Raw genomic sequence first — 23,780 nt, forward strand, 5'->3', positions numbered from 1 at the left:
GTATATTTATGAAACAAACTAAGATTGTAGCTTCTATAAGCGATCGCAGATGCGACGTTGATTTTATTCGCCAACTTTTTGATGCAGGAATGAATGTGGTACGAATGAATACCGCACACGCCACACCTGAGGGAATAAAACAGATAATACGGAATACACGTGCGGTTAGTAAGCATATTGGTATTCTGATTGATACCAAAGGCCCTGAAGTAAGAACAACGGGAAATGATGCTCCTATTGAATATAAGACAGGAGACGTCGTAAAAATTTTTGGACGTCCAGAAATGAAAACGGAGCACGATATATTAAATCTGTCATACGAAAACTTTGCCAATGATGTGCATGTTGGAGACGACATCCTGTTTGATGACGGCGCGATAGACATGAAGGTAATCGGCATAAATGGTCCTGCTGTCGTAGCACAAGTACAAAATGACGGATTGTTAGGATCTAATAAAAGCGTTAACGTGCCAGGTGTTCATATTGACCTGCCTGCACTTACAGAGAAAGACAAGCGCAACATACTACTGGCAATAGAGGAAGATATCGACTTTATAGCTCACTCTTTCGTAAGAAGCAAGGAAGATGTACTTGCGGTTCAGAGGATTCTTGATGAACACAATAGTGATATCAAGATTATCTCTAAGATCGAGAATCAGGAAGGTGTTGATAATATTGATGAAATCATAGAAGCGTCTTACGGAATCATGATAGCACGAGGTGACCTAGGTATTGAAGTCCCTATAGAAAAGATTCCTGGAATACAGCGAATGATAATTCACAAATGTATGAGAGCTAAAAAGCCTGTTATTGTTGCGACACAAATGCTTCATACTATGATTAATAATCCGCGCCCGACACGTGCAGAAGTAACAGATATTGCAAATGCTATTTATTATAGAACAGACGCACTGATGCTGAGCGGTGAAACTGCTTCAGGAAAGTATCCTGTTGAAGCTGTTAAAACTATGGCTTCAATAGCAGAACAAGCTGAACAGGATAAGATGTATGATCACGATTACGACTTTCCGCTCAGTGAAAATTGCGATGTAACAGAATTTTTGGCACGTAATGCAATTGAAGCGACCGAAAGATTGGGCGTGAAGGGTATCATTACAGATAGTAAGACAGGTCTTACTGCACGTAACCTTGCTGCATTCAGAGGTCCCAACCCTGTACTTGCAATATGCTATAAGGAAAAGACACAGCGATGGCTGGCACTGAGCTATGGCGTTATTCCTGTTGCTCAACATGAGCAAATTGGCGCACAGGAGCAATTCCTTGCAGCTCTGCGTATGTTACGCCAAAAAGGCTACTTACGTATGGAAGACAAGATAGCTTATCTGAGTGGCAGTTTTGGAAGGGGAGGAGGAACCACATTCTTGGAAATAAATAAAGTACAGGAAGTATTCGACCGCTCATATGAGTTTCATCTGCCAAATAAGACCAGGTAATAAGATTGCTCGTTTTGAACATTTCAGATGATAAATATTGAACATAATTTATATAAGCGCGTGGAGACAACAAAAGATTGTCTCCACGCGTGCTATATATGAGCAAATTGGAAAACATATGCAAGCGTTTTTAAATGCATCTATTCATTACTTATATATACTTTATTAGTCTTATTTGTTTTCTAATCTTCCATACGTCTTGACGTAGCTGAAAAGCAATCAACAATGCAGCATAATTATATTGAAGGTTTAGCATAAAGAAAAGGATACACCAATTCTGATGTATCCTTCATTTAGATTTCAGGAACCAAGAATCCATTTACACTTTAAAATATCTTCTCACTAATGCATTTTGAAAGCGATGACATTCTTTAATGTGTTATCAAGATAGAATGTATAAGGAACGGTATCTTTGCCATTGCATATTTTGGTCTTTGTGAATATATATGGCTTATTACCATTTCCGTATTCTATGTTCTTCTTGAAAAGCCTGTTTTTTTTCGCACTATTTTTCATTACAATTATCATACTGTCAGTAAGATTCTTCGTTGAATCAATTTTATTGAAGCTTATCGAATAGTCGGCAGCCGTCATGTTTTGATTAAGAAAATCTTTAACAGCACTCTCTGCTTTATGTTGCTTTCCACAACTTACAGCAACAAGAGTAATAGAACAGATGATAATAATCTTAATATAACGTTTCATCCTGCAGAAGCGTTATTTCTCGGGAACGTTCTTCATTATCTCCAAAAGATGATCCCAAACCATTTGAACTGTAGGTATAAGCAAGCGCTCTTCAGGAGAATGTACTCCTCTAAGAGTCGGACCCATTGATACCATGTCAAGATGCGGATATTTTTCTGAGAACAGACCACACTCCAAACCTGCATGGATTCCGATTACCAACGGTTCTTTGTTAAAGAGTTTCTTGTATGTGTCTACAACAATTTGGGTGAGCTTACTGTCTTGCTTCATCTGCCATGCCGGATATTTGTCCCCTTGGGTAACTTCAGCACCAGCCAACTCAAACAAAGCTTTTATTGTGTTGCCCATATTGTTAAGATTGCTCATTACGTTAGAACGCTGTGATGCGACAATCTTTATATCGCTTTCTGTAGTATTTACACTAGCAACATTGCTTGAAGTTTCGACCATCCATGCAAGTGCTTCATCCTGACACATGGCCATAACACCATTGTCTACAGCCTGAAGTGCCTGTATGAATTTTGTATTTACTGGCTCTTTTATTACAAGCCCTTTATCTGTGCTTTCAAGACTAAATTTAATCTCCTTTTCTGTAACATGGAATTCAGCCTCGACTTCAGCAGTAAATACATTTAGGTCAACACTGACGTTTTCTTTGTATTGAGCAGGTACTGCAAAAATAACAACACCATCACGAGGAATAGCATTGTGCATACGTCCAGAATTGAAACTAACAAGTTTTACACCATATTTTTCGTTTATAATATAAATAAACCTTGTCAGTAACTTAATACCATTTGCGAATTTTTTATTAATATCGTCACCGCTATGTCCGCCATGCAAACCCTGAAGTGAAAGTTTTAAAAAGAAATAATTTTCAGGAGCCTCTTCTCTTTCTATATTGAATGTGGCAACTGTAGTCATACCTCCGGCGCAGCTAATGAAGAACTGACCTTCATCCTCACTGTCAAGGTTGATGAGCATATCACCTGTCATAAATCCTTCTTTCATGCCACTGGCGCCTGTAAGTCCTGTTTCCTCATCTCTTGTAAATACACATTCTATAGGACCATGTTCCAAAGAGTCGTCATCAAGCACGGCAAGTTGCATAGCACAGCCAATACCATCGTCTGCACCTAATGTCGTACCTTTAGCCTTCAGCCACTCACCATCAACATAAGTTTCAATAGGATCTTCCTCAAAGTTGATTTCTTTATCAACAAGTTTTTCGCAAACCATGTCCATGTGGCTCTGAAGGATAAGGGTCTTTTTATTCTCATATCCTTTTGAAGCCTTCTTTCTTATTACAACATTTCCGGTTTCGTCTACAATGGTTTCAAGGTTTCTTGCCTCACCAAAATTCTTTAGGTATTCAATCATTTTTTCCTCGTGCTTTGAAGGACGTGGAATCTTGTTGATCTGTGCAAAGTGCTCAAAGACACTTGCCGGCTTTAGTTCAATTTTCTCCATTATTATTGCTACATTTATGTTATTTTATTAAAAATAAATATTTCTGTTTACAATAAGCAATATAAGAACCGCAAAAACAAACGGGTTTGTTTTGTTTTGTCTCCGAATTGCATTATCTTTGCATGCAAAAATAAGAAAAATGGCAGAAACTTTCCTTCTTGGCATGTTAATAATTGCTATATCTTTAATATTGCTTTGTATAAAGCTTATATTATTAAAGAACGGGAAGTTTTCGTCTCCACACGTGGGTGATAATCCCGGTTTGCGCAAGAACAAAATACACTGCGTAATGGATGAAGATAAAGAAGCCCGGAGACATGTCGAAAGATTGGACAAGAATAAATCAGTGTAATAATTTAAAACAATAATGGGTATGAAAAAATTAATCCGTTCAGCAGCTGTTGTTGCATTAATGTCACTCGTTGTGGCTTCATGTAACAAACAAGCACCAAAGGTAGAAGAAAAGTCGGCTTCTACCAACACCGCAAATGCAGGTATGAAGATTGCATATATTGAGGTGGATTCAATTATGTCTCAATATAAATTCTGCAAAGAATATTCTTTGATTCTTGAAAAGAAGAGCCAGAATATTCAAAATACAGTAAATGCCAAAGGACGTTCTCTTCAGGCAGCAGCCGCAAAATTCCAGCAGGATATACAGAACAATAAATATACCCAGCAGCAGGCAGAAGCTGTTCAAGCCGGTTTGCAGAAGCAGAATGCGGACTTACAGGCTTTACAGCAAAGATTAGGTGCTGAGTTCCAGGCTGAAACAGAAAAATTTAATAAAGCTTTACGCGATAGTATCCAGCACTATTTAGCTGTATATAACAAAGATAAGAAATTCTCTCTCATCTTGAGTAAGGCTGGTGACAATATTCTGTATGCCGACAAAACTTATGATATAACAAACGAAGTTATTGCAGGTTTAAATAAAGCATACAAACCAGTTGCTAAAAAGAAATAATAGAATATTTTGTGAAATAGAAAAGACACGTTGAAAATTCCAAGATCATTTTCAACGTGTCTTTTTGTTGCTGAGGCATTCGCCTATTTATTCCCAAAATAAGACATGGAATTTATTAATGCATAGAAAACTACATTAACTTATTGTTTCTAGTTATTATGAGACTTTATCATTTGTAAAAATGATTACTGATTAACCCCATAACCAAAGAGAGCAAAGTCACCTTTAAGCGGATCGTCAGGAAAAATATCCCTAAGTTTCTCTGTAAGCTTTATTGCCACACTCATTGAGGCCGTTTTATTGTTTATCAAATGTAATTTATTCGCTTCTTGAAGAACATGTGTATCCAATGGTACAATTAAGGTACGCTTGTCAATAAAATCACTCCATAAACCTATATCTACTGGAGAATTATCTCTGACCATCCATCTTAGAAACATACAAACTCTCTTGCACGCGGATGTAGTATTTTTAGGGATAATTGTCTCTATGCTGGTTTTTGCGGAATAGCTTGTTATTGCTTTTATTGCAGATAATCCGTCAGAAGAATTCCTTTTGACAAAATTACCAATTGATTCATATTCTATCAGCAGATTGTGTAAAGATTCAAATAATTTATACATCATGCTGAAATTATACAATCTGTAAAAGCAGCTTTTATCATCTTCTTTAAAGCTATCTTTATAATAGTCTTGCTTTATCCAATTATACATATCGTTATCAGCATAATCGAGTAGTGCTTGTATTTTGGGCATAAACTGTTTTCTGCTTCCATAGCTCAAACATGATGCAACAAAAGCAGCAACTTCTTTATTTTGTCTGCCTTCAACCTGATGCATAAATCGACTTGGATCATCATGCAAGAAATCAGATGTCTCATATCGTTGAGCGTACTCCTCTAATATAGATTTTATTTTACTATCCATATAAATAATATATGAAAAACAGGCTCTGCATGTAAAAATACTACTGCAGAGCCTGACTTATTATTTAATTTGTACTAGACAAATATTTGGTATACATTACAGAATTGTCTTAACTGCTTCAAGCATGCCTTTCTCCTGAATGAGATCGAGATCCTTCTTAACCAATGCATTTAGACCTGCAATGTTATTCAAATCTTCACCCCAAATCTGTGTCGCAGAAAGAACACCATCTGTAACTTTCTGAGTGTCGCCAGTAGCCCAAAGATTCTTAAGCAAGTCCATAATCTCCTGAGAGTCATTAGGAACAATCTCAGTACCATCTTCGCGTTTGCCACCCTTGTAGTATGTTATGATGGCTGCAAGACCGAACACAAGACCTTGTGGGAGCTCACCTTTACGCTCCAAATATGTCTTAACACCGGGCAGGTCACGTGTCTGATATTTCGGGAAAGAGTTAAGCATGATGCTAGTTACCTGATGATCAACGAACGGATTCATAAAGCGCTCTAGAACATCACTAGCAAACTTCTGAAGTTCGTCCTTCGGAAGGTTAAGTGTTTCCATAAGCTCCTCGAACTGAACTTTATGTATATACTTGCCAATAACAGGATCTTTGCAAGCATCACGTACAATATTAATACCACTCAAGAATGCAACAGGACTCAATACTGTATGAGGACCATTAAGCAATGTAACCTTACGCTCATGATATGGCTCTTCTGAAGGTACAAATAATACATGAAGACCAGCCTTATCTGCAGGGAATTCTTCTGCAATCTCTTTAGGTGCTTCAATTACCCATAAATGGAATATTTCTGCCTGAACGACGAGATTGTCTTCGTAACAGATTTTCTGCTGAATATCCTTGATTTCCTTGCGTGGGAAACCCGGTACAATTCTGTCAACTAATGTTGCATAAACGCCGCAGCATTCTGTAAACCATTTTTTGAAGTCCTCACCAAGATTCCAAAGTTCGATATACTTATAAATGCAATCTTTGAGAACATGACCATTAAGGAATATCAGCTCACATGGGAAAATAATGAGACCCTTTGTTGGATCACCATTGAATGTCTGATAGCGACGATAAAGCAACTGTACTAATTTTCCGGGATACGAACTTGCAGGAGCATCCTCTAGTTTACAGTTAGGATCAAATGCAATACCAGCTTCTGTCGTATTTGATATTACAAAACGAATTTCAGGCTGATCTGCAAGAGCCATGAAAGCTTGATTTTGTGTATAAGGATTCAATGCACGGCTTATAACATCAATACGTGTAAGGCTGTTTACCGGCTTACCTTCATCAAGTCCCTGAAGATTTACATGATATAGGCAATCTTGACCATTAAGCCAATCAACCATACCTTTTTCAATTGGCTGAACAACAACAACAGAACCATTGAAATCAGTTTTCTGATTCATATTGTAAATAATCCAGTCAACGAAAGCACGCAGGAAGTTTCCTTCACCAAACTGAATGATCTTCTCAGGCATTACGCTTTTAGGCGCAGTCCTTTTGTTTAAAGCTTGCAATTTTTTCATGATTTATACTAATGAGTTTGTTTTTCTTTTACGATGCAAAATTACTATTTTATTTTATACCTTGCTACGTTTTTCCTGATTAAACTTACGTAAAGGTTTGCGTAATTGTAATATGCAGATATTATGTACTGATTACATTGCATAGGTATTAAAACCTCCATCAACTACAGCAACTGTACCTGTTACAAATTTTGCTGCATCACTCATTAGATAATGTATTGTTCCGCAAAGCTCTTCCGGATCACCCATTCTGCCAAATGGTGTCTGATGTATAACGTCTTTACCTCTCTGAGTATAAGAGCCATCAGGATTTGTAAGCAAAGTTCTGTTTTGTTCTGTTATAAAAAATCCAGGAGCAATAGCATTAACACGAATACCTTCACCAAACTTTTTAGCACACTCTGTTGCCATGAATGCCGTAAAATTACTTATACCAGCTTTGGCTGCTGCATAACCGCATACACGTGTTATAGGACGGAATGCTGCCATTGAAGAGAAATTGATAATCGACCCCTTGCCTTGTTTCACCATAGGCTTCAGGAATATCTGTGTTGGTATAACTGTACCTGTCAGATTCAGATTAAGAACTTTTTGAAATTCTTCAACTTTTAAGTCAAAAAAGTTTTTGTCTGGTGCTATTACTGCGCCTGGCATATTTCCACCTGCAGCATTCAGTAATGTATCAATACGTCCATATTTTGCAATAATATCATCACAGTTCTTTTGCACTAATTCTTGATTCATAACATCAGTTTTCATGAATTCAGCATGATAACCTTCTTTTTTAATGTCCTCAACGATTTCGTTTCCGACGTCTTCTTTTCTACCAAGAATGATAACTTTTGCACCATTTTTTGCAAGATATTTTGCAATTGTACGTCCTAATACACCTGTTCCGCCTGTTATGACAGTAACGTTGTCTTTAATATTAAATAGTTCGTTCATAATTTTGTGATTTTATTTTTGATTTATTCCTAATACTCTGTCAACTGTAGCTAGAATACCCTGTACTTGCCCCATAGCAAACATACGTCCAAGGAAAGTATAACCTGCATTATAACCTTTATCAAGATCGCCTAACATATTGGGTCCATGGTCAACACGCATCGGTAAGTTTGGATTTGTTTTTTCAAATATTCGTGCTAATTCTATCAAGTCGGCACGTCCGCCAAGATGTGAAGCTTCTGTAAAATCTCCGTTAGGGAAAACTTTACAAGATCTCATATGCACGAACCATGTACGATCTGCATATTTGCGTGCAAGTTCAGTAACGTTGTTATGGGCACCAGCAGACAATGAACCTGCACAGAATGTCAATCCGTTATGCGGGTCATCTACGGCTTTTAAGAACCAGCTGATGTCATCATCGCATGTAACAATACGTGGGAGACCGAGAATAGGGAATGGAGGATCATCCGGATGTACACACATATACATGTCGTATTCATTACATGTCGGCATTATTGCAGAAAGAAAATATCTCATATTTTCTCGCAACTGTTCCTTTGTTATACCTTTATATAAATCTAAAAGTTGTCTGAAGAGTTCTACAGGATGTTCGTCATTTTCAGAAATATTTCCGTTTACAAAGCCTTGAGTCTTAACAATAATATTTTCAACAAGCCTATGATCATCTTCTGGTGTCATTGTTTGTTTAAGCTTTTCAACCTCCTCTAGAACTTCTTGACTATATTGCTCTTCTGCATTTTCACGCTTCAGTATGCAGCAGTCGAAATAAGCGAACTGAGCATGACTGAAGAATAAATTACTGGTTCCGTCCGGATTTGGATGAGCTAAATCTGTCCTGGCCCAATCCAACACAGGCATAAAGTTATAGCATATAGTATGGATACCTTCCAGACTAAGATTTTTAAGACTCTCTTTATATTTTTCAATGAGTCCATCCCTGTCTGGTCCTGCATATTTAATACTTTCGCAAACAGGAAGGCTTTCAACAACAGACCAACGCATACCATAACTCTCGATATATTCACGTAGGTCGCGTATCTTTTCTCTAGTCCATACCTCACCATTAGGAACATCATGTAATGCCGTGACTATTCCTTCAACGCCAATTTGTTTTAGCATCGACAAAGTAATCTTATCTTTTTTGCCGAACCATCTCCATGTCTTTTCCATATTAGTTTTCTTTATATAAAATCATAAATTACTCATGATGATAATGTTCATTTTTTATTATCGTGCATGCACGATAAACCTGTTCCATAAAGAGCAATCTAACCATCTGATGAGAAAGTGTCATCTTTGATAATGACATTTTCTCATTGGCACGATCATATACGGCTTGAGAGAATCCATAGGGGCCACCTATCACAAAAGTCAACTGCTTTATAGTTTGTTGCTTGTTTCCCAACCACGCCGCAAATTCTACACTTCTGAACTCTTTTCCGTGTTCGTCTAATAAGACGACATAACTTTTATCGTCTATATTCTTTAAAATCAGTTCTCCTTCTTTTTCTTTTTGCTGTTTTTCATTAAGGCTCTTGGTGTTTTTAAGCTCAGGAATAATTTTCAAACAAAAAGGTGTATAATGATTTGTTCTGGCTACATAGTCTTCAATCCCTTCGGCATATAGTTTGTTGTCAGTTTTTCCTACAAGTAACAATGTCGTTTTCATATTCAATACTCTTTTTTGCGTTTAGGATTCATTGGAAACCATCCTTTCTTAACCCGGTCACGTTGCTCAAACAATTCTTTTATTGACCATAAAGATGAAGCACCGAATATGCCTAATATAGCTGAACAAAGTGAATCTGCAATTAATAGGGCCAATAACAGGCAGACAATTCCTACAATCAGGAATATCCACCAAAACTTTGTACCTGTATAATATTCTGTTTTTATTACTATCGGATGAAAAATGCCAATAATCAAAAAACATGATATTGCTATAATAATTCCAGAAAAATACATCTATGCTTATGTTTCGTTATTATTTCCGCAAAAATACTCATTTATTTTTAATAGGGCAAAAAGAAATGATAGAAAAACTTCGCATAAATTAAATTTAGATGAAAAAAAAGAAAAAAAAAATCTTGAGCGTAATTTTTGAATTTAATTTATTACCTTTGTAAACAATAAAATTACTAACACTAATATTAATAATATGGAAAAAAACACGGAATTAATTGCATTATGTGAAAATAAGGCAAAACAATGGCTATCACCTTTTTTTGATCAGGAAACACAAGAAAAGATTAAGGCCATGTTGGAAAATGAAGACAAAACCGATTTAATAGAAAGTTTTTATAAAAACCTTGAATTCGGTACAGGTGGCCTTAGAGGTATAATGGGAGTAGGTAGCAACCGTATGAATATTTATACCGTCGGCATGGCTACACAAGGATTTGCTAATTACCTAAAAAAGAATTTTGCAGATCGTGAGCAGATTTCTGTTGTTGTTTGCCATGACTGTCGTAACAACAGCAGACTTTTTGCAGAAACCGTTGCTGATATCTTTTCTGCAAACGGCATAAAAGTATATCTGTTTGACGACATGAGACCAACGCCAGAATGTTCTTTTGCCATACGTCACTTGGGATGCCAAAGTGGTGTTAACATTACTGCTAGCCATAACCCCAAAGAGTATAATGGATATAAAGCTTATTGGGCAGATGGCGCACAAGTACTGGCACCTCACGACAAAGGCATTATAGACGAAGTTAACAAAGTTAACGTTGAAGACATAAAGTTTGAAGGAAATAAAGAACTCATAGAAATTATAGGAGAAGAAATAGATAAAGTATATCTTGATCTCATACACGGGATTTCTATCGACCCAGAAGTAATTAGCCGTCAGAAGGATCTTAAAATCGTATATACGCCACTACATGGAACAGGCATGACGCTAATACCGCGTTCTTTGAAATTATGGGGATTTGAAAACGTTCATTGTGTAAAAGAGCAAATGGTTAAAAGTGGCGATTTCCCGACAGTGGTAAGTCCTAACCCTGAAAATGGTGAAGCCTTAACATTGGCATTGCGTGACGCCAAAGAACTTGATGCTGATATTGTAATGGCAAGCGATCCTGATGCAGACCGTGTTGGAATGGCATGCAAGAACGACAAAGGGGAATGGATACTTATAAACGGCAACCAGACCTGTTTGCTCTTCTTGTATTATATAATTAAAAACCGTCAGGCTAAAGGTTTGATGAAACCGACGGATTTCATTGTTAAAACGATTGTAACCACTGAAGTTATACGAAAAATAGCAGAAAAACAAAACATAGAAATGCGCGACTGCTATACAGGCTTTAAGTGGATTGCCCGTGAAATTGCCTTGTCAGAAGGCAAACAACAATATATAGGTGGAGGTGAAGAGAGCTACGGATTCTTGGCAGAAGACTTTGTACGTGACAAAGATGCTGTTTCTGCATGTTCTCTATTAGCAGAAATCTGCGCATGGGCAAAAGACCAAGGTAAAACACTCTATGATGTTGTGATGGACATTTATCTTGAGTATGGATTCTCTAAAGAATTCACAATAAATGTTGTCAAACCAGGAAAGAGCGGAGCAGATGAGATAAAGCAGATGATGACAGACTTCAGAAACAATCCCCCAAAAGAACTTGGCGGAAGCAAGGTCGTTACATGGAAAGATTATCAAACATTGGAGCAACGTGATGCAAACGGAAATGTTTCTAAATTAGAAATGCCAGAAACAAGCAATGTTCTGCAATGGTTCTGTGAAGATGGAACAAAAATAAGCGTTCGTCCGTCAGGAACAGAGCCTAAAATCAAATTCTATATTGAAGTTAAAGGCACAATGAAATGCAATGGGTGCTATGACCGTTGCACAAGCGAAGCAAACAATAAAATTGCAGAAATAAAAAAATCGTTAAACTTGAATTAACTAGGCAATTCCTATATCATTACAAAAAGGAGGAAATGTTATCATATTTCCGCCTTTTTGTATCATTAAATCATAAGTACATGATGTCATTCAAAATCTTTAGACTTACATCTAAATTTCAGCGATCATATATTTATAATTTATATGTCTTATTATTTTAGTATTTTATCACGTAATTGGCAAAATGCTTTTATTACCATTTTGTAATGGCGAAGCAATAAAATAAAGATTTAGAGTTTTCTTGTTTATAATAAAGTTTAAAATTATATGTTTTGCCCTAAATGTTTTTTGTAGGTCGAAAAAAAGTGTTAATTTAGCAGGCCCAAAAAGATGTAAAACGTCTTAAAACGAAAGCAAATGGCCTCAAACGGCATTTTATAGAAAATTAATACAATTAAAATTAATGGATAATAACACATTTGATCAAGACAGAATCATAAAGATTAATATAGAGGAGGAAATGAAATCCTCTTATATTGACTATTCTATGTCTGTTATTGTTGCCCGTGCTTTACCCGATGTTCGTGATGGATTTAAACCTGTACATAGAAGAATATTGTACGGTATGATGGGAATTGGCAACACGAGTGATAAGCCGTATAAGAAATGCGCCCGCGTAGTAGGTGAAGTCCTAGGTAAATATCATCCTCATGGAGACAGCTCTGTATATGGAGCATTGGTAAGAATGGCGCAAGATTGGAATATGCGCTATACTCTTGTTGATGGTCAAGGAAACTTTGGTAGTGTCGATGGTGATTCTGCCGCCGCAATGCGTTATACAGAATGCAGATTGTCAAAGATGGGTGAACACATTATGGACGACCTGGAAAAAGAGACTGTCGACATGATGAATAACTTTGACGACTCACTTCAGGAGCCCTCTGTAATGCCGACCAAGATACCAAATCTTTTAGTTAATGGAGGTAATGGTATTGCCGTTGGTATGGCAACAAATATTCCAACGCATAATTTAGGAGAAGTTATTGACGGATGTTGTGCATATATTGATAATCCAGATATTGATACAGAAGGCCTTATGCAATATATAAAAGCTCCAGATTTTCCGACAGGTGCTTATATATACGGCATTCAAGGAGTAAAAGATGCATACGAAACTGGTCGTGGACGTATAGTGATGCGTGCAAAGGCAGAAATTGAAAGCACAGAATCACATGATAAGATTGTCATTACTGAGATACCTTATGGCGTAAATAAGGCTCAATTGATTGAATATATCGCTGATTTAGTAAAAGAAGGAAAACTTGATGGAATAAGTAATGCAAACGATGAATCCGGTCGTCAGGGCATGCGTATTGTGATTGATGTGAAAAAAGATGCTAATGCGAATGTCATCCTAAATAAATTATTTAAGATGACTGCATTACAAAGCTCATTCTCAGTCAATTGCATCGCATTGGTTAAAGGACGTCCGCGTTTGTTAACATTGAAAGATTGTGTGCATTATTTTGTTGAGCATCGCCATGATGTAACAATACGCAGAACAAAATTTGACTTGCGTAAGGCTCAAGAAAGAGCACATATACTTGAAGGCTTAATAATTGCTTGTGACAACATTGACGAGGTTGTCCATATTATCCGAGGCTCGAAGACTCCATCTGACGCTCAGCGTAATTTGGAAAAACGTTTTGAACTTGATGAATTACAATCAAAAGCTATTGTAGATATGCGTCTTAGTCAGTTGACTGGACTTAGAATGGATCAACTGCATGCTGAATACGAAGAGCTTGAAAAGCTAATCACATATTTACAGTCAATACTTGACGACCCTGAGCTTTGTAAGAAGGTTATGAAAGACGAACTTTTAGAGGTAAAGGAAAAATATGGTGATCCACGTCGCACTGAAATAAAATATTCTAGCGAAGAATTCAACCCTGAAGATTTTTATCCAAACGATCCTGTTGTGATAACAATAAGTCATTTGGGATATATCAAACGCACTCCGCTATCAGAATTCCGTGAACAAGCCAGAGGTGGAGTTGGCAGCAAAGGTGCAAATAGTCGTGAACAGGACTTTACTGAATACATTTATCCTGCAACGATGCATAATACAATGATGTTCTTCACAAAGAAAGGACGTTGCTATTGGCTTAAATGCTATGAGATACCTGAAGGGGCAAAGAATTCAAAAGGTCGCGCAATACAAAATCTGTTGAACATAGAAAGCGATGATAGTATTAATGCGTTCCTTCGTTTACGCGGATTGGATGACCCTGATTTCATAAATAGTCATTATGTAGTATTTGCTACCAAAAAAGGATTAATAAAGAAAACAAGCCTTGAAGCATATAGTCGACCAAGAGCAAATGGTGTGATTGCCATAAACGTACTTGAAGGAGATGAGGTCGTTGGCGTAAGACTTACTAATGGGCATAACGAACTGCTGCTTGCAGATAGAAATGGCCGTGCTGTAAGATTCAACGAAAATACTGTACGTGCGATGGGACGCGTTTCAACCGGTGTCAGGGGAATGCGTCTTGATGAAGGAGACGATGAGGTTGTAGGAATGGTTGTCGTCAATAAGCCGGAAGAAGAAACTATAATGGTTGTCAGTGAAAATGGATATGGAAAACGAAGCCAGGTAGAAGACTATCGTGTTACAAATCGTGGCGGAAAAGGCGTAAAAACGCTAAATATCACAGAAAAGACAGGCCGTTTGGTTGCAATAAAGGTTGTTACGGACGAGAATGACCTCATGATAATAAACAAGAGTGGTATTTTGATTCGTCTTAAAGTGTCAGAATGTCGTGTAATGGGTAGAGCGACACAGGGTGTCAGACTTATAAACTTGACAAAGAAAAATGATGTAATATCAAGTGTATGTAAAGTAATGAGCTCGGATCTAGAGGCGTTAGTTGAAGCTGAAAGTAGAAAAGAATGGGCACAAACAAGTGAGGCATTCAAAAATGATACTCAAGCTATACCAACAGATACAGACTCTGACGATGATACTCTTCCAGAGATATCAGATGAGGATAAATTCGATGAACAATAACAATTATTTTTTAATAAATCTATTATGAAAAAGTTTATGACCTTGGCCGTAGCTTCTATACTAAGTATGTCGGCCTTTGCACAGGATGTGTATAAACAAATTTCGAAAATTAAAGATTATAATGAAGCTTATAATCTTCTGAAAAGTAACCTCAGCAATATGTCAGCTGAGCAAAAAGCTAAATGCTACAACAAACTTGTTGATTTAGCCTATGAGAAAGTTGTCAATGAGCAGGCTACAATTACCAGTAATCAGATGGCAGCACAGCTAAACACAAAAGTTGAGCCTTATGATACCATTGGACTTTACAATGCCGTGATGCAGGCTTTAGAAAATGGTGTACTCTGCGACGAATTTGATAATCAGCCTAACGATAAGGGTAAGGTGAAACCCAAGTTCCATAAGTCAAATGGCGACAGACTTTATCCAATCCGTTTCCATCTCATCAACGCTGGTATTTATTATCAGAATAAAGATGAAGCACTTGCATACAAGAATCTTGCAACTTATGTAGATAGTAATGATTATCCTTTGTTTAAAGAGCAGGATAAGAGCACAGACGCAAGTCTAACCCAGATGGCATATTATGCTGCGCGCTTTGCTTATTTTGCAAAGGAATATGACAAAGCTGAAAAATATGCAGATATCGCAATCAAAGATACTGCAATGGCAGATGATGCATTACAGCTTAAACTGGCAGTTATGCAAAACCAATTGAAGTCACATGAAGATACTCTTAATTATGTAAATAAACTTAAGAGTATTTATGCAAATGACGAAAATAATGATATGGTATTCAGTACAATATGCTCAATGCTCATATCTCTTAATGACAAGGCTGGTCTTTCAGAATTTGTTAAAGTAAAACTTGCTAAAGATCCGAACAACTTCACTGCATTGGCAATGAGTGGTCAGGCTAATATGAATGAGCACAAATGGGACGAGGCAATTGCAGATTTGTCAAAAGCAGCTTCAAAACAGCCTGAGAATGTCGCGGTATTAGCATCAATAGGCAATAGTTATATGTACAAAGCACAAGAAGCTGCAGAGCGTGCAACCGCCAATGGAAAGAAACTTTCTCCGGAAGCAGAAAATGCAATAATTGATGTTTATAAAAAGGCTATTGAATTTTTAGAGAAAGCTAAGAATCTTGATAAAGAAATGCAGTATAAAACTGTATGGGCATATTCATTATATACATGCTGTTACAGAATTTATGGCGCCGATGATCCTAAAACAAAGGAAATGGAAGCTTTGACAAAATAAATACATACAAATTATTAATTAATGGAGACCGGTGTTGGCCACAATATCGGTCTCCATCTTTAAAAGATATATAAATGCGTCATTTTTTTCTATTTGTTACAATAATACTTTCTATTACGACTTCTGCTCAAAAGAAGGAAATTAGTCAGGCACGTTCTGATATAAAAAGTCGAAGTAATCTTGAGCAGGCTGAAGCATCAATGCGCAATTTGCTTAAAGATTCAGTGAATAGACAAAATATAAGAATTTACGAAACGCTTGCCAATGCTGTAAGCGCTCAGTATGAAGTAGCAAACGAAAAATTATATTTAAAAGAAGGCTATGATACGGTTGCTTTCTTTAATACAGCACATAAAATGTTTATAGCGTATGAAAGTCTAGACAGTATAGATGCACTGCCTGATAAGAAAGGCAGAATTAAACCGAAGTATCGTAAGAAAAATGCTGAGTATCTTGATAAATACAGACGTAATTTATATAATGGTGGATTATTCTTTATAAACAAGAAGAATTATGAGTTTGCTTATAAATTGATGGATTCATACCTTGATTGTGCACAACAGCCTTTATTTGAAACCAATAAATACATTAATGATGATCAATTAGCATCATCTGCCGCATTTTGGACCGTAGTTTCAGGATATAAATTAAATAGACCTGATAGCGCTCTGAAATATCATGAGCTTGCTTTGTCGAACAGGAATTATCGCAGAAGAGCTTTACAATATCTCTCGGATATATATTTGATCAAAGGAGATACAGCAAAGTATATCGAAACATTAAATCTTGGATTTAAAGAAAATAAAAAATCTAAATTCTTTTTTTTAAGATTAATGGATTATTACAATGGCAAGAACCAACTAGACAAGGCTATGGCGATTGTTGATACAGCATTGATTTCTGATAAAGATAATGTGTTGTTTTTATTTGCAAAAAGTAATATACTATTAAATATGGGCAGTTATCAAGAGTGTGTTACTGTTTGCGACACTATTCTAAAGAAAAATAACTCATTTCCCGATGTTTATTATAATGCAGGTGTATCATATCTGAATCTGGCAATTGATTTAGAAAAAACAACAATCTCAAAGCGTAAAAATAGAACACAGATTATAGATTATTATAAGAAATCATTACCATATATGGAAAAATATAGAGAGATGTGCCCTAACGAAAAAGACAAATGGGCTCCATCTCTTTATAACATATATTTAAAATTAAATATGGGACGACAGTTTGACGAAATGAACAGCATCCTACAGAATATTCACGGAAAAAAATAAATATATCAGCGTAATATAATCAATCATATAAAATTTGTTATTTATTTTGATTATACTTTTTTTTACGCTATCTTTGCATTATTGAGCGGTTTAAAGATATCATACATAAGTTAAGTTATCCTTATTTCCGCAAAGATTAATTTATGGTATTTTAAATCTTAAATATATGAATTTAAAAACTCGTTTAGCAATAATGAACTTCCTTGAATTTGCTGTTTGGGGAGCATATCTTACTTGTATGAGTAACTATTTAGGCTCTGCGGGGCTTGGAGATTTAATACCATGGTTCTATTCAATTCAGGGAATTGTATCTATTTTTATGCCAACAATAATTGGTATAATTGCGGATAAACTGATCCAGCCACAAAGATTATTGGGTATATGCCATTTTCTTGCAGCTATATTTATGCTTGGATGTTGGTGGATAGGATACAATACCGGCCTTGGAAATCAAATACAAGAAAAAGGTATTTTTATCGCATTATATACATTAAGTGTTGCATTTTATATGCCTACACTTGCATTATCGAACACAGTGGCATTTGCTACATTGAAAAGAAATGGATATGATACGATTAAAGATTTTCCTCCAATACGAGTTTTAGGCACAGTTGGATTTATTGCAGCAATGTGGTTCGTTAACTGTGCAGCCTACACTGCAGAAGATGGATTTTTCTTTAGTGTAACTTCTGAGAGCAGATTCCAATATAGCTTTATGCAGTTTTTTGTTTCTGGCGTTTTAGGATTAGTACTTGCACTGTATGCCATTACATTACCACAATGCGCCATAGCAGAAAAAGGTAAAAGCATGTCATTATATGAAACACTTGGACTAAACGCGTTCAAGTTATTTGGACAAAAACGTATGGCATTATTTTTTATTTTTTCAATGCTGCTCGGTATGTCATTACAAGTAACGAATGGATATGCAACGCCATTCATAACAAGTTTTAGTGGTAACGCAGAATACTCACATACATTTGGGGCAAATAATGCGACCTTATTAACTTCTTTATCTCAAATGTCAGAAGCATTTTGTATATTGTTAATACCATTTTTCTTAAAACGTTTTGGTATTAAAATTGTCATGCTTATGGCAATGATAGCTTGGGTATTACGATTTGGACTTTTTGGTTTAGGAAACCCAGGAGATGGTTTATGGATGTTTATTCTTTCGATGCTGGTATATGGAGTGGCATTTGATTTCTTTAATGTATCCGGTGCATTGTTTGTAGAAAAAGAGACAGATCCTTCTATTCAAGCATCAGCACAAGGTCTCTTTATGTTAATGACAAATGGAATAGGTGCATCTGTTGGAACTTTAGCCGCGGGGGCTGTTGTTGATCATTTCTGCAAATGGGAAGGGATGTATTTACTTGGTGACTGGCGGTCAACATGGCTTATTTTTGCTGGATATGCATTATTGGTTGCCTTGTTATTTGTTCTATTTTTTAAATCTGAAACAAAAAAATCTTAAATATAATTTTTCTTTATCATTTTATGGCAACAAAAGAAAGATTAATTTTCAAAGGAGTTTCTGAAATTGTAGGGACTGAAGACATGGGACTATTGATTTTGACAGATGAAAATAATATGCGACAAATATCAATAGTTTGCGATAAAGCAATGGCTGTACAATTAGAATTGCGGACAAAGGATATTCCTATTGTAAATATAATGTTACCTGAAGTCTTATGCAGAATGCAAGGGATTAATCCTGATTCAGGATATGAACTTCTAATTGATGATTTAGTCGAAGGGCAATATAGGACTACTCTTTATGACAAAAAAAATAAAAAGGCTGAGATTATCAGAGCATCGGATGCGGTATTACTTTCATATGTAGCCAAAATACCTATATACATCGACTCGGTGCTCTTGGCACGTCAATCTGTTGCGTATAGTGAGAACTCAAGAGGAGTATCCTTACCTGTAAATACTATTAGCGATAAAATGCTGCAAGCTGCATTAGAAAAAGCAATTCAGGAAGAAAATTACGAACTGGCCTCGCATTTACGGGACGAAAAGAAAAGACGTGAAAGAAATAGTAATAAGGCCAATAATTTAAGTGAAATAGATGAAAGAAGTTAGATTTTTTTATGTTCCAGAAGCTGCCAATTTAACAGAACTTCCAATGGACGAAGCTTTGCATGCATTACGTGTTCTGCGTCTTAAAAGTGGCGATGAAATGTTTCTGATGGATGGTGAAGGAACATTCTATCGGGCTGTTGTTACTATTGCAGCGACAAAACGATGTATGTATGAAATTAAAGAATGTCTGCCACAAGAAAAAACTTGGAGAGGACATATAAATATCGCAATGGCACCAACAAAAATGATGGATAGGGTAGAATGGTTCTGCGAAAAGGCAACTGAAGTTGGCATTGATGATATAACATTCTTGAATTGTAAGTACTCAGAACGAAAAGTTATGCGTACTGTCAGGCTAGATAAAATAGTAGTTGCTGCCGTTAAGCAAAGTAGAAAGCCTTGGAAACCGAAGCTTAATGCAATGACTTCTTTCAAAGAATTTGTATCAACGCCTCGTGAAGGGAAAAAATATATTGCTCATTGCTATGAAGAAATAGATAAAAAAGATTTTTTCTCAGAGATATCTCCTTTAATTCATACAAATGAAGCAACAAACATCACTGTATTGATCGGTCCAGAAGGAGATTTCTCAATAGACGAGGTTAAACTTGCAATTAAAAATGGTTATGAGTCAATCTCATTAGGTAAAAGCCGCTTGCGTACAGAAACAGCAGCTTTATCGGCAACATTAATGACTCAATTAGTTTTAAGGAAATAACATAAATATTAAAGGTATTAGTAATCTTTATAAAGATGAAAAAAAATATAATAAATCCATTGATATTTTGGGGTGAATTACTATTTTGCATGCTTATTTTATCATCGTGTTCATCTGATGATTATCTGAATGTCATACCTAAAAATAGTACCGCGGTTATTTCAGTAGACTTACAAGAACTATATAATACATCAGATGATAGGCAATTAGATTACCTTAAAGATGTACTGAAACTTAAAGATGCAGATGCTAGCGGTTTGGATTTCTCTTCTAAAGCATATGTATTTGAAACTGTTGATGGTAATATAGGGCTTGTAGCTAAGGTTGATGACGAAGATAATATAAGTAATTGGATTAAAAAATTAGAAAAAGCTGGATATTGTAAGAACTTAACAACACGTAAAGGTTTTAAATTTACATCTGTAAAAGATACATGGATTTTAGGGTTTTCATCAGATGCACTATTGGTAATGGGACCTATTTTGCCTATTCATCAGGCAGATATGCAGCGACAAATGATAAAATTTCTAGAACAGGATGACAGCAAGAGTATAAAAGGCTCACCAATGTTTCAAAAACTAGACAGTCTAGAAAGTTCCGTATCCATGGTAGCTCAAGCTGCCGCATTGCCAGAAAAGTTTGTCGCCCCTTTCACTATTGGGGCACCAAAAGACGCTGATGCATCACAAATAATGATTGCAGCTGAATTTGTTAAAGGTGAAGATGGATGCGTAAACATAAAAGGTGAAACGTATTCCTTGAATGAACATATAAATAATGCTATAAAAGAAAATAAAAAGACATTTAGGCCAATTCGAGGCACCTATTCTGCAAGTATGCCTATTAATGCCTCTTTAGGTATATTCTTGAATGTTGATGGAAAAGAATTTCTTAAATTGCTTCATTCTAATAATTCTATTCAAGCGTTATTAGCAGGAATGAATACTGCTATTGATATGGATAATATAATAAAAAGTATCAATGGCGATATGTCTATTATTATACATTCTTTTAATGAAGGTGAAAATATACCCCAGATGAGCGCCCAACTTTCTAATAATGCATTTCTTAAAGATGTAGGATATTGGAGAGAGTCATGTTTGGCTGGGTGTAAAATTATTGATTGGAATAAAAACTCATATTATTATACAAATGGAACTTTCAATTATTATTTTGGTGTTTCAGATGATATGCAATTTTATTCAGGTGGAAGTCCTAAATATGCGCTTGAATCAATATCGAAATCACAAAATGCCATTCCTGAATATGTACAAAATAAAATAAGAGGAAAGCGTTTGTGTTTAATACTGAATTTAGAAACGATATTTGGGGATGGTACGGATAAAGCTTCTGTTATGACATCAATAAAGCCATTACTAGGAAATATAAGAACGGTTATATTCAGTATGTAAAAAACATGAAAGAAATAATATTTAATTCGGTTATACCTGATGTGTTTTCACATAGCAACACCCTTAATTCTGATGTATGGAATAGTGATGTTGCATTTAATAAGGAACAGCTTTATCTTATTGAGGCTGATAGTGGAAAAGGTAAAAGTACATTTTGTAGTTATATTCTAGGATACAGACGGGATTACAGCGGTAACATCAAGTTCGATAATAAGTCTGTTAGAGAGATGAAAATATCTGAATGGATAGACATACGCAAACTTCATATTAGTTATCTTTTTCAAGAACTTCGTTTATTTTCTGAATTAACTGCGTTTGAGAATGTAGAGATAAAGAATAAACTTACAAATTTCAAAAATAAGCAACAAATACTTGAGTGGTTCGAAATTCTAGGTATAGGAGATAAAGTAAATTCGAAGATATGTCATATGTCGTTTGGACAGCAACAACGCGTAGCTATGATAAGAGCTCTAGTTCAACCTTTTGATTTTATACTAGTAGATGAACCAATAAGTCATCTAGATGATAATAATTCAAAAATTATGGGCGACATTATGATGACTGAGGCAAAAGCTCAAGGAGCAGGGGTTATAGTTACAAGCATTGGCAAACATATGAATTTAAATTACAATAAAGTTTTTAAGTTATGAATTTGGTTTGGAAATTATTGCGACAACATATAAGTGTACCTCAATTTACAGGATTTGCTTTCGCAAATTTATTTGGAATGCTTATAGTTCTTTTAGGTTATCAGTTTTATTGTGATGTTTTACCTGTATTCACATCGCAAGATAGCTTTATGAAAGCAGATTATCTGATTGTAAGTAAAAGAATAGGGACCGCAAGTACTATTTCAGGAAGAGATAATTCTTTTAATAATGCTGAGATTGATGACATATCCTCACAAAAATTCATAAAAAAAATAGGTAATTTTACATCTACAGAATATAAGGTTGATGCACACATGGGCATCAATGGACAATCTATACTCAGTTCAGAATTATTTTTTGAAAGTGTACCAGATGAGTTTGTTGATGTGTCATTAAAAGATTGGAAATATGATGAAGGTAGTAGGGAAGTGCCAATTATTCTTCCTCGTACATATATCAATATGTACAATTTCGGATTTGCCCAATCGCGTTCACTTCCTAAAATAAGCGATGGACTTATTGGAATGATTGATTTCCGTATCTACATTCATGGAAATGGCCACCAAGATGAATATAAAGGTAATGTAATAGGTTTTTCAAATCGTCTAAACACGATACTGGTTCCACAAAAGTTTATGGATTGGAGTAATAAGTATTATTCTCCTGCGGAAAAGTCAAATCCAACCCGCTTAATCATTGAAGTATCCAATCCTGCAGATGAAAATATAACTAAATATCTTGATGATAAAGGATATGAAGTTGACAGCGATAAACTTCAAAGTGAAAAAACGACATATTTTCTAAGAATGATTGTAATGATTGTAATGGCTATTGGTATTGTGATAAGCATATTGAGTTTCTATATTCTGATGTTAAGTATTTATTTGTTAGTACAAAAAAATACTTCTAAACTAGAAAATTTATTACTCATCGGATATAGTCCCATACGTGTCGCGATGCCTTATGAATTACTTACCTTAGGCTTAAATGCAATAGTACTTATTGTTGCACTGTTAATGATTTCATTTATCCGCAATTATTATATGGGTGTAATTGAGATATTATTTCCGCAAATCGATGAAGGAAATATATTACCTTCTGTGATATTAGGATTTATTTTATTTACATTTGTTTCTATAATGAATTTCATCGCAATTTATAGAAAGGTAATACGAATATGGTGGCGTAAAGATTCTTAAGACATAAAACAATAGGCCTTACTCAAATTGGCACTATAAAATATTTTGTGTAAATGTAAAATACAGGATTCAAAATAGAGTTCTGTATTTTTTATTTTATATATTTACACCCAAAGAATAAGATTATGCGAGATACTGTGATACTGTCTCAAAAAGTGTGTCTGATAAGCAGTAAAAAAGGGCCGCCCCTTGCGTGTCAGCCCTG

At 35.6% G+C, this 23,780-nt stretch carries 20 protein-coding genes; 12 read left to right on the forward strand and 8 right to left on the reverse strand.

All coding sequences use genetic code 11. The features are described 5' to 3' along the window. Positions 1–8 precede the first annotated feature (8 nt). Complete coding sequence (pyk, locus tag QVO66_RS05540) at positions 9–1,454, forward strand: pyruvate kinase (protein ID WP_021854427.1); 1,446 nt, start codon at positions 9–11, stop codon at positions 1,452–1,454. Positions 1,455–1,796: 342 nt separating this feature from the next. Here the strand turns inward: pyk and QVO66_RS05545 are convergent, their stop codons facing one another. Next, positions 1,797–2,159 carry a hypothetical protein gene (locus QVO66_RS05545; RefSeq protein WP_021854428.1) on the reverse strand — a complete coding sequence of 121 codons (363 nt, stop codon included), beginning with the start codon at positions 2,157–2,159 and terminating at the stop codon, positions 1,797–1,799. Between the two features lie 12 nt (positions 2,160–2,171). Further along, positions 2,172–3,629 carry an aminoacyl-histidine dipeptidase gene (locus QVO66_RS05550; RefSeq protein ID WP_021854429.1) on the reverse strand — a complete coding sequence of 486 codons (1,458 nt, stop codon included), beginning with the start codon at positions 3,627–3,629 and terminating at the stop codon, positions 2,172–2,174. A gap of 373 nt (positions 3,630–4,002) precedes the next feature. Between QVO66_RS05550 and QVO66_RS05560 the strand changes: the two genes are divergently transcribed. Next, positions 4,003–4,596: an OmpH family outer membrane protein gene (locus tag QVO66_RS05560; RefSeq protein ID WP_021854431.1), complete on the forward strand. Its 594-nt coding sequence runs from the start codon at positions 4,003–4,005 to the stop codon at positions 4,594–4,596. Between the two features lie 185 nt (positions 4,597–4,781). Here QVO66_RS05560 and QVO66_RS05565 read toward each other — a convergent pair whose 3' ends face one another. The 6 genes from QVO66_RS05565 to QVO66_RS05590 form a co-directional block, all read right to left on the reverse strand. After that, on the reverse strand, positions 4,782–5,522 hold the full coding sequence (locus QVO66_RS05565; RefSeq protein WP_288172643.1) for a TIGR02757 family protein: 741 nt from the start codon (positions 5,520–5,522) through the stop codon (positions 4,782–4,784). A gap of 96 nt (positions 5,523–5,618) precedes the next feature. After that, positions 5,619–7,058: a tagaturonate reductase gene (locus QVO66_RS05570; protein ID WP_053399219.1), complete on the reverse strand. Its 1,440-nt coding sequence runs from the start codon at positions 7,056–7,058 to the stop codon at positions 5,619–5,621. A gap of 141 nt (positions 7,059–7,199) precedes the next feature. Next, positions 7,200–8,012 (reverse strand): SDR family oxidoreductase, encoded by an 813-nt coding sequence (locus QVO66_RS05575; protein ID WP_021854434.1) that lies wholly within the window; start codon positions 8,010–8,012, stop codon positions 7,200–7,202. 12 nt (positions 8,013–8,024) lie between these two features. Further along, complete coding sequence (gene uxuA / locus QVO66_RS05580) at positions 8,025–9,206, reverse strand: mannonate dehydratase (RefSeq protein ID WP_021854435.1); 1,182 nt, start codon at positions 9,204–9,206, stop codon at positions 8,025–8,027. 28 nt (positions 9,207–9,234) lie between these two features. Then, positions 9,235–9,705 carry a 23S rRNA (pseudouridine(1915)-N(3))-methyltransferase RlmH gene (gene rlmH / locus QVO66_RS05585; protein ID WP_021854436.1) on the reverse strand — a complete coding sequence of 157 codons (471 nt, stop codon included), beginning with the start codon at positions 9,703–9,705 and terminating at the stop codon, positions 9,235–9,237. Positions 9,706–9,707: 2 nt separating this feature from the next. Next, positions 9,708–10,001, reverse strand: a complete 294-nt coding sequence (locus QVO66_RS05590) for a DUF4491 family protein (protein ID WP_021854437.1) — start codon at positions 9,999–10,001, stop codon at positions 9,708–9,710. 193 nt (positions 10,002–10,194) lie between these two features. Here QVO66_RS05590 and QVO66_RS05595 point away from each other — a divergent pair, with 193 nt between their 5' ends. The 10 genes from QVO66_RS05595 (at position 10,195) to QVO66_RS05640 (ending at position 23,575) form a co-directional block, all read left to right on the forward strand. Continuing rightward, positions 10,195–11,943 carry a phospho-sugar mutase gene (locus tag QVO66_RS05595; protein ID WP_021854438.1) on the forward strand — a complete coding sequence of 583 codons (1,749 nt, stop codon included), beginning with the start codon at positions 10,195–10,197 and terminating at the stop codon, positions 11,941–11,943. Positions 11,944–12,346: 403 nt separating this feature from the next. Next, positions 12,347–14,956 (forward strand): DNA gyrase subunit A, encoded by a 2,610-nt coding sequence (gyrA, locus tag QVO66_RS05600; protein ID WP_021854439.1) that lies wholly within the window; start codon positions 12,347–12,349, stop codon positions 14,954–14,956. A 24-nt stretch (positions 14,957–14,980) separates the two neighbouring features. Then, positions 14,981–16,222: a tetratricopeptide repeat protein gene (locus QVO66_RS05605; RefSeq protein WP_021854440.1), complete on the forward strand. Its 1,242-nt coding sequence runs from the start codon at positions 14,981–14,983 to the stop codon at positions 16,220–16,222. Between the two features lie 74 nt (positions 16,223–16,296). Beyond that, on the forward strand, positions 16,297–17,505 hold the full coding sequence (locus tag QVO66_RS05610) for a tetratricopeptide repeat protein (protein WP_021854441.1): 1,209 nt from the start codon (positions 16,297–16,299) through the stop codon (positions 17,503–17,505). 166 nt (positions 17,506–17,671) lie between these two features. Then, positions 17,672–18,982, forward strand: coding sequence for an MFS transporter (locus QVO66_RS05615; RefSeq protein WP_288172649.1), 1,311 nt, complete (start codon positions 17,672–17,674; stop codon positions 18,980–18,982). A 23-nt stretch (positions 18,983–19,005) separates the two neighbouring features. Then, positions 19,006–19,596: a bifunctional nuclease domain-containing protein gene (locus QVO66_RS05620; protein WP_021854443.1), complete on the forward strand. Its 591-nt coding sequence runs from the start codon at positions 19,006–19,008 to the stop codon at positions 19,594–19,596. Then, positions 19,583–20,314, forward strand: coding sequence for a 16S rRNA (uracil(1498)-N(3))-methyltransferase (locus QVO66_RS05625; protein WP_021854444.1), 732 nt, complete (start codon positions 19,583–19,585; stop codon positions 20,312–20,314). The genes QVO66_RS05620 and QVO66_RS05625 overlap by 14 nt, the downstream gene beginning before the upstream one ends. Positions 20,315–20,349: 35 nt before the next feature. Next, positions 20,350–21,726, forward strand: a complete 1,377-nt coding sequence (locus tag QVO66_RS05630) for a DUF4836 family protein (protein ID WP_021854445.1) — start codon at positions 20,350–20,352, stop codon at positions 21,724–21,726. Positions 21,727–21,731: 5 nt separating this feature from the next. Then, entirely contained in the window at positions 21,732–22,376 is a 645-nt protein-coding gene (locus QVO66_RS05635; protein WP_021854446.1) for an ATP-binding cassette domain-containing protein, read from the forward strand. After that, positions 22,373–23,575, forward strand: a complete 1,203-nt coding sequence (locus QVO66_RS05640) for a hypothetical protein (RefSeq protein WP_021854447.1) — start codon at positions 22,373–22,375, stop codon at positions 23,573–23,575. The genes QVO66_RS05635 and QVO66_RS05640 overlap by 4 nt, the downstream gene beginning before the upstream one ends. Positions 23,576–23,780: the final 205 nt, after the last annotated feature.

The organism is Prevotella sp. CAG:255 (genome assembly GCF_000431195.1).
Lineage (GTDB): Bacteria > Bacteroidota > Bacteroidia > Bacteroidales > Bacteroidaceae > Prevotella > Prevotella rara.

What these genes read in the sequence shown, in the direction of transcription:
- pyk (WP_021854427.1), top strand. Translation starts at nt 9, where the DNA reads ATGAAACAAACTAAGATTGTAGCTTCTATAAGCGATCGCAGATGCGAC.
- QVO66_RS05545 (WP_021854428.1), bottom strand. Translation starts at nt 2,159, where the DNA reads ATGAAACGTTATATTAAGATTATTATCATCTGTTCTATTACTCTTGTT.
- QVO66_RS05550 (WP_021854429.1), bottom strand. Translation starts at nt 3,629, where the DNA reads ATGGAGAAAATTGAACTAAAGCCGGCAAGTGTCTTTGAGCACTTTGCA.
- QVO66_RS05560 (WP_021854431.1), top strand. Translation starts at nt 4,003, where the DNA reads ATGAAAAAATTAATCCGTTCAGCAGCTGTTGTTGCATTAATGTCACTC.
- QVO66_RS05565 (WP_288172643.1), bottom strand. Translation starts at nt 5,522, where the DNA reads ATGGATAGTAAAATAAAATCTATATTAGAGGAGTACGCTCAACGATAT.
- QVO66_RS05575 (WP_021854434.1), bottom strand. Translation starts at nt 8,012, where the DNA reads ATGAACGAACTATTTAATATTAAAGACAACGTTACTGTCATAACAGGC.
- uxuA (WP_021854435.1), bottom strand. Translation starts at nt 9,206, where the DNA reads ATGGAAAAGACATGGAGATGGTTCGGCAAAAAAGATAAGATTACTTTG.
- rlmH (WP_021854436.1), bottom strand. Translation starts at nt 9,705, where the DNA reads ATGAAAACGACATTGTTACTTGTAGGAAAAACTGACAACAAACTATAT.
- QVO66_RS05590 (WP_021854437.1), bottom strand. Translation starts at nt 10,001, where the DNA reads ATGTATTTTTCTGGAATTATTATAGCAATATCATGTTTTTTGATTATT.
- QVO66_RS05595 (WP_021854438.1), top strand. Translation starts at nt 10,195, where the DNA reads ATGGAAAAAAACACGGAATTAATTGCATTATGTGAAAATAAGGCAAAA.
- gyrA (WP_021854439.1), top strand. Translation starts at nt 12,347, where the DNA reads ATGGATAATAACACATTTGATCAAGACAGAATCATAAAGATTAATATA.
- QVO66_RS05605 (WP_021854440.1), top strand. Translation starts at nt 14,981, where the DNA reads ATGAAAAAGTTTATGACCTTGGCCGTAGCTTCTATACTAAGTATGTCG.
- QVO66_RS05610 (WP_021854441.1), top strand. Translation starts at nt 16,297, where the DNA reads ATGCGTCATTTTTTTCTATTTGTTACAATAATACTTTCTATTACGACT.
- QVO66_RS05615 (WP_288172649.1), top strand. Translation starts at nt 17,672, where the DNA reads ATGAATTTAAAAACTCGTTTAGCAATAATGAACTTCCTTGAATTTGCT.
- QVO66_RS05620 (WP_021854443.1), top strand. Translation starts at nt 19,006, where the DNA reads ATGGCAACAAAAGAAAGATTAATTTTCAAAGGAGTTTCTGAAATTGTA.
- QVO66_RS05625 (WP_021854444.1), top strand. Translation starts at nt 19,583, where the DNA reads ATGAAAGAAGTTAGATTTTTTTATGTTCCAGAAGCTGCCAATTTAACA.
- QVO66_RS05630 (WP_021854445.1), top strand. Translation starts at nt 20,350, where the DNA reads ATGAAAAAAAATATAATAAATCCATTGATATTTTGGGGTGAATTACTA.
- QVO66_RS05635 (WP_021854446.1), top strand. Translation starts at nt 21,732, where the DNA reads ATGAAAGAAATAATATTTAATTCGGTTATACCTGATGTGTTTTCACAT.
- QVO66_RS05640 (WP_021854447.1), top strand. Translation starts at nt 22,373, where the DNA reads ATGAATTTGGTTTGGAAATTATTGCGACAACATATAAGTGTACCTCAA.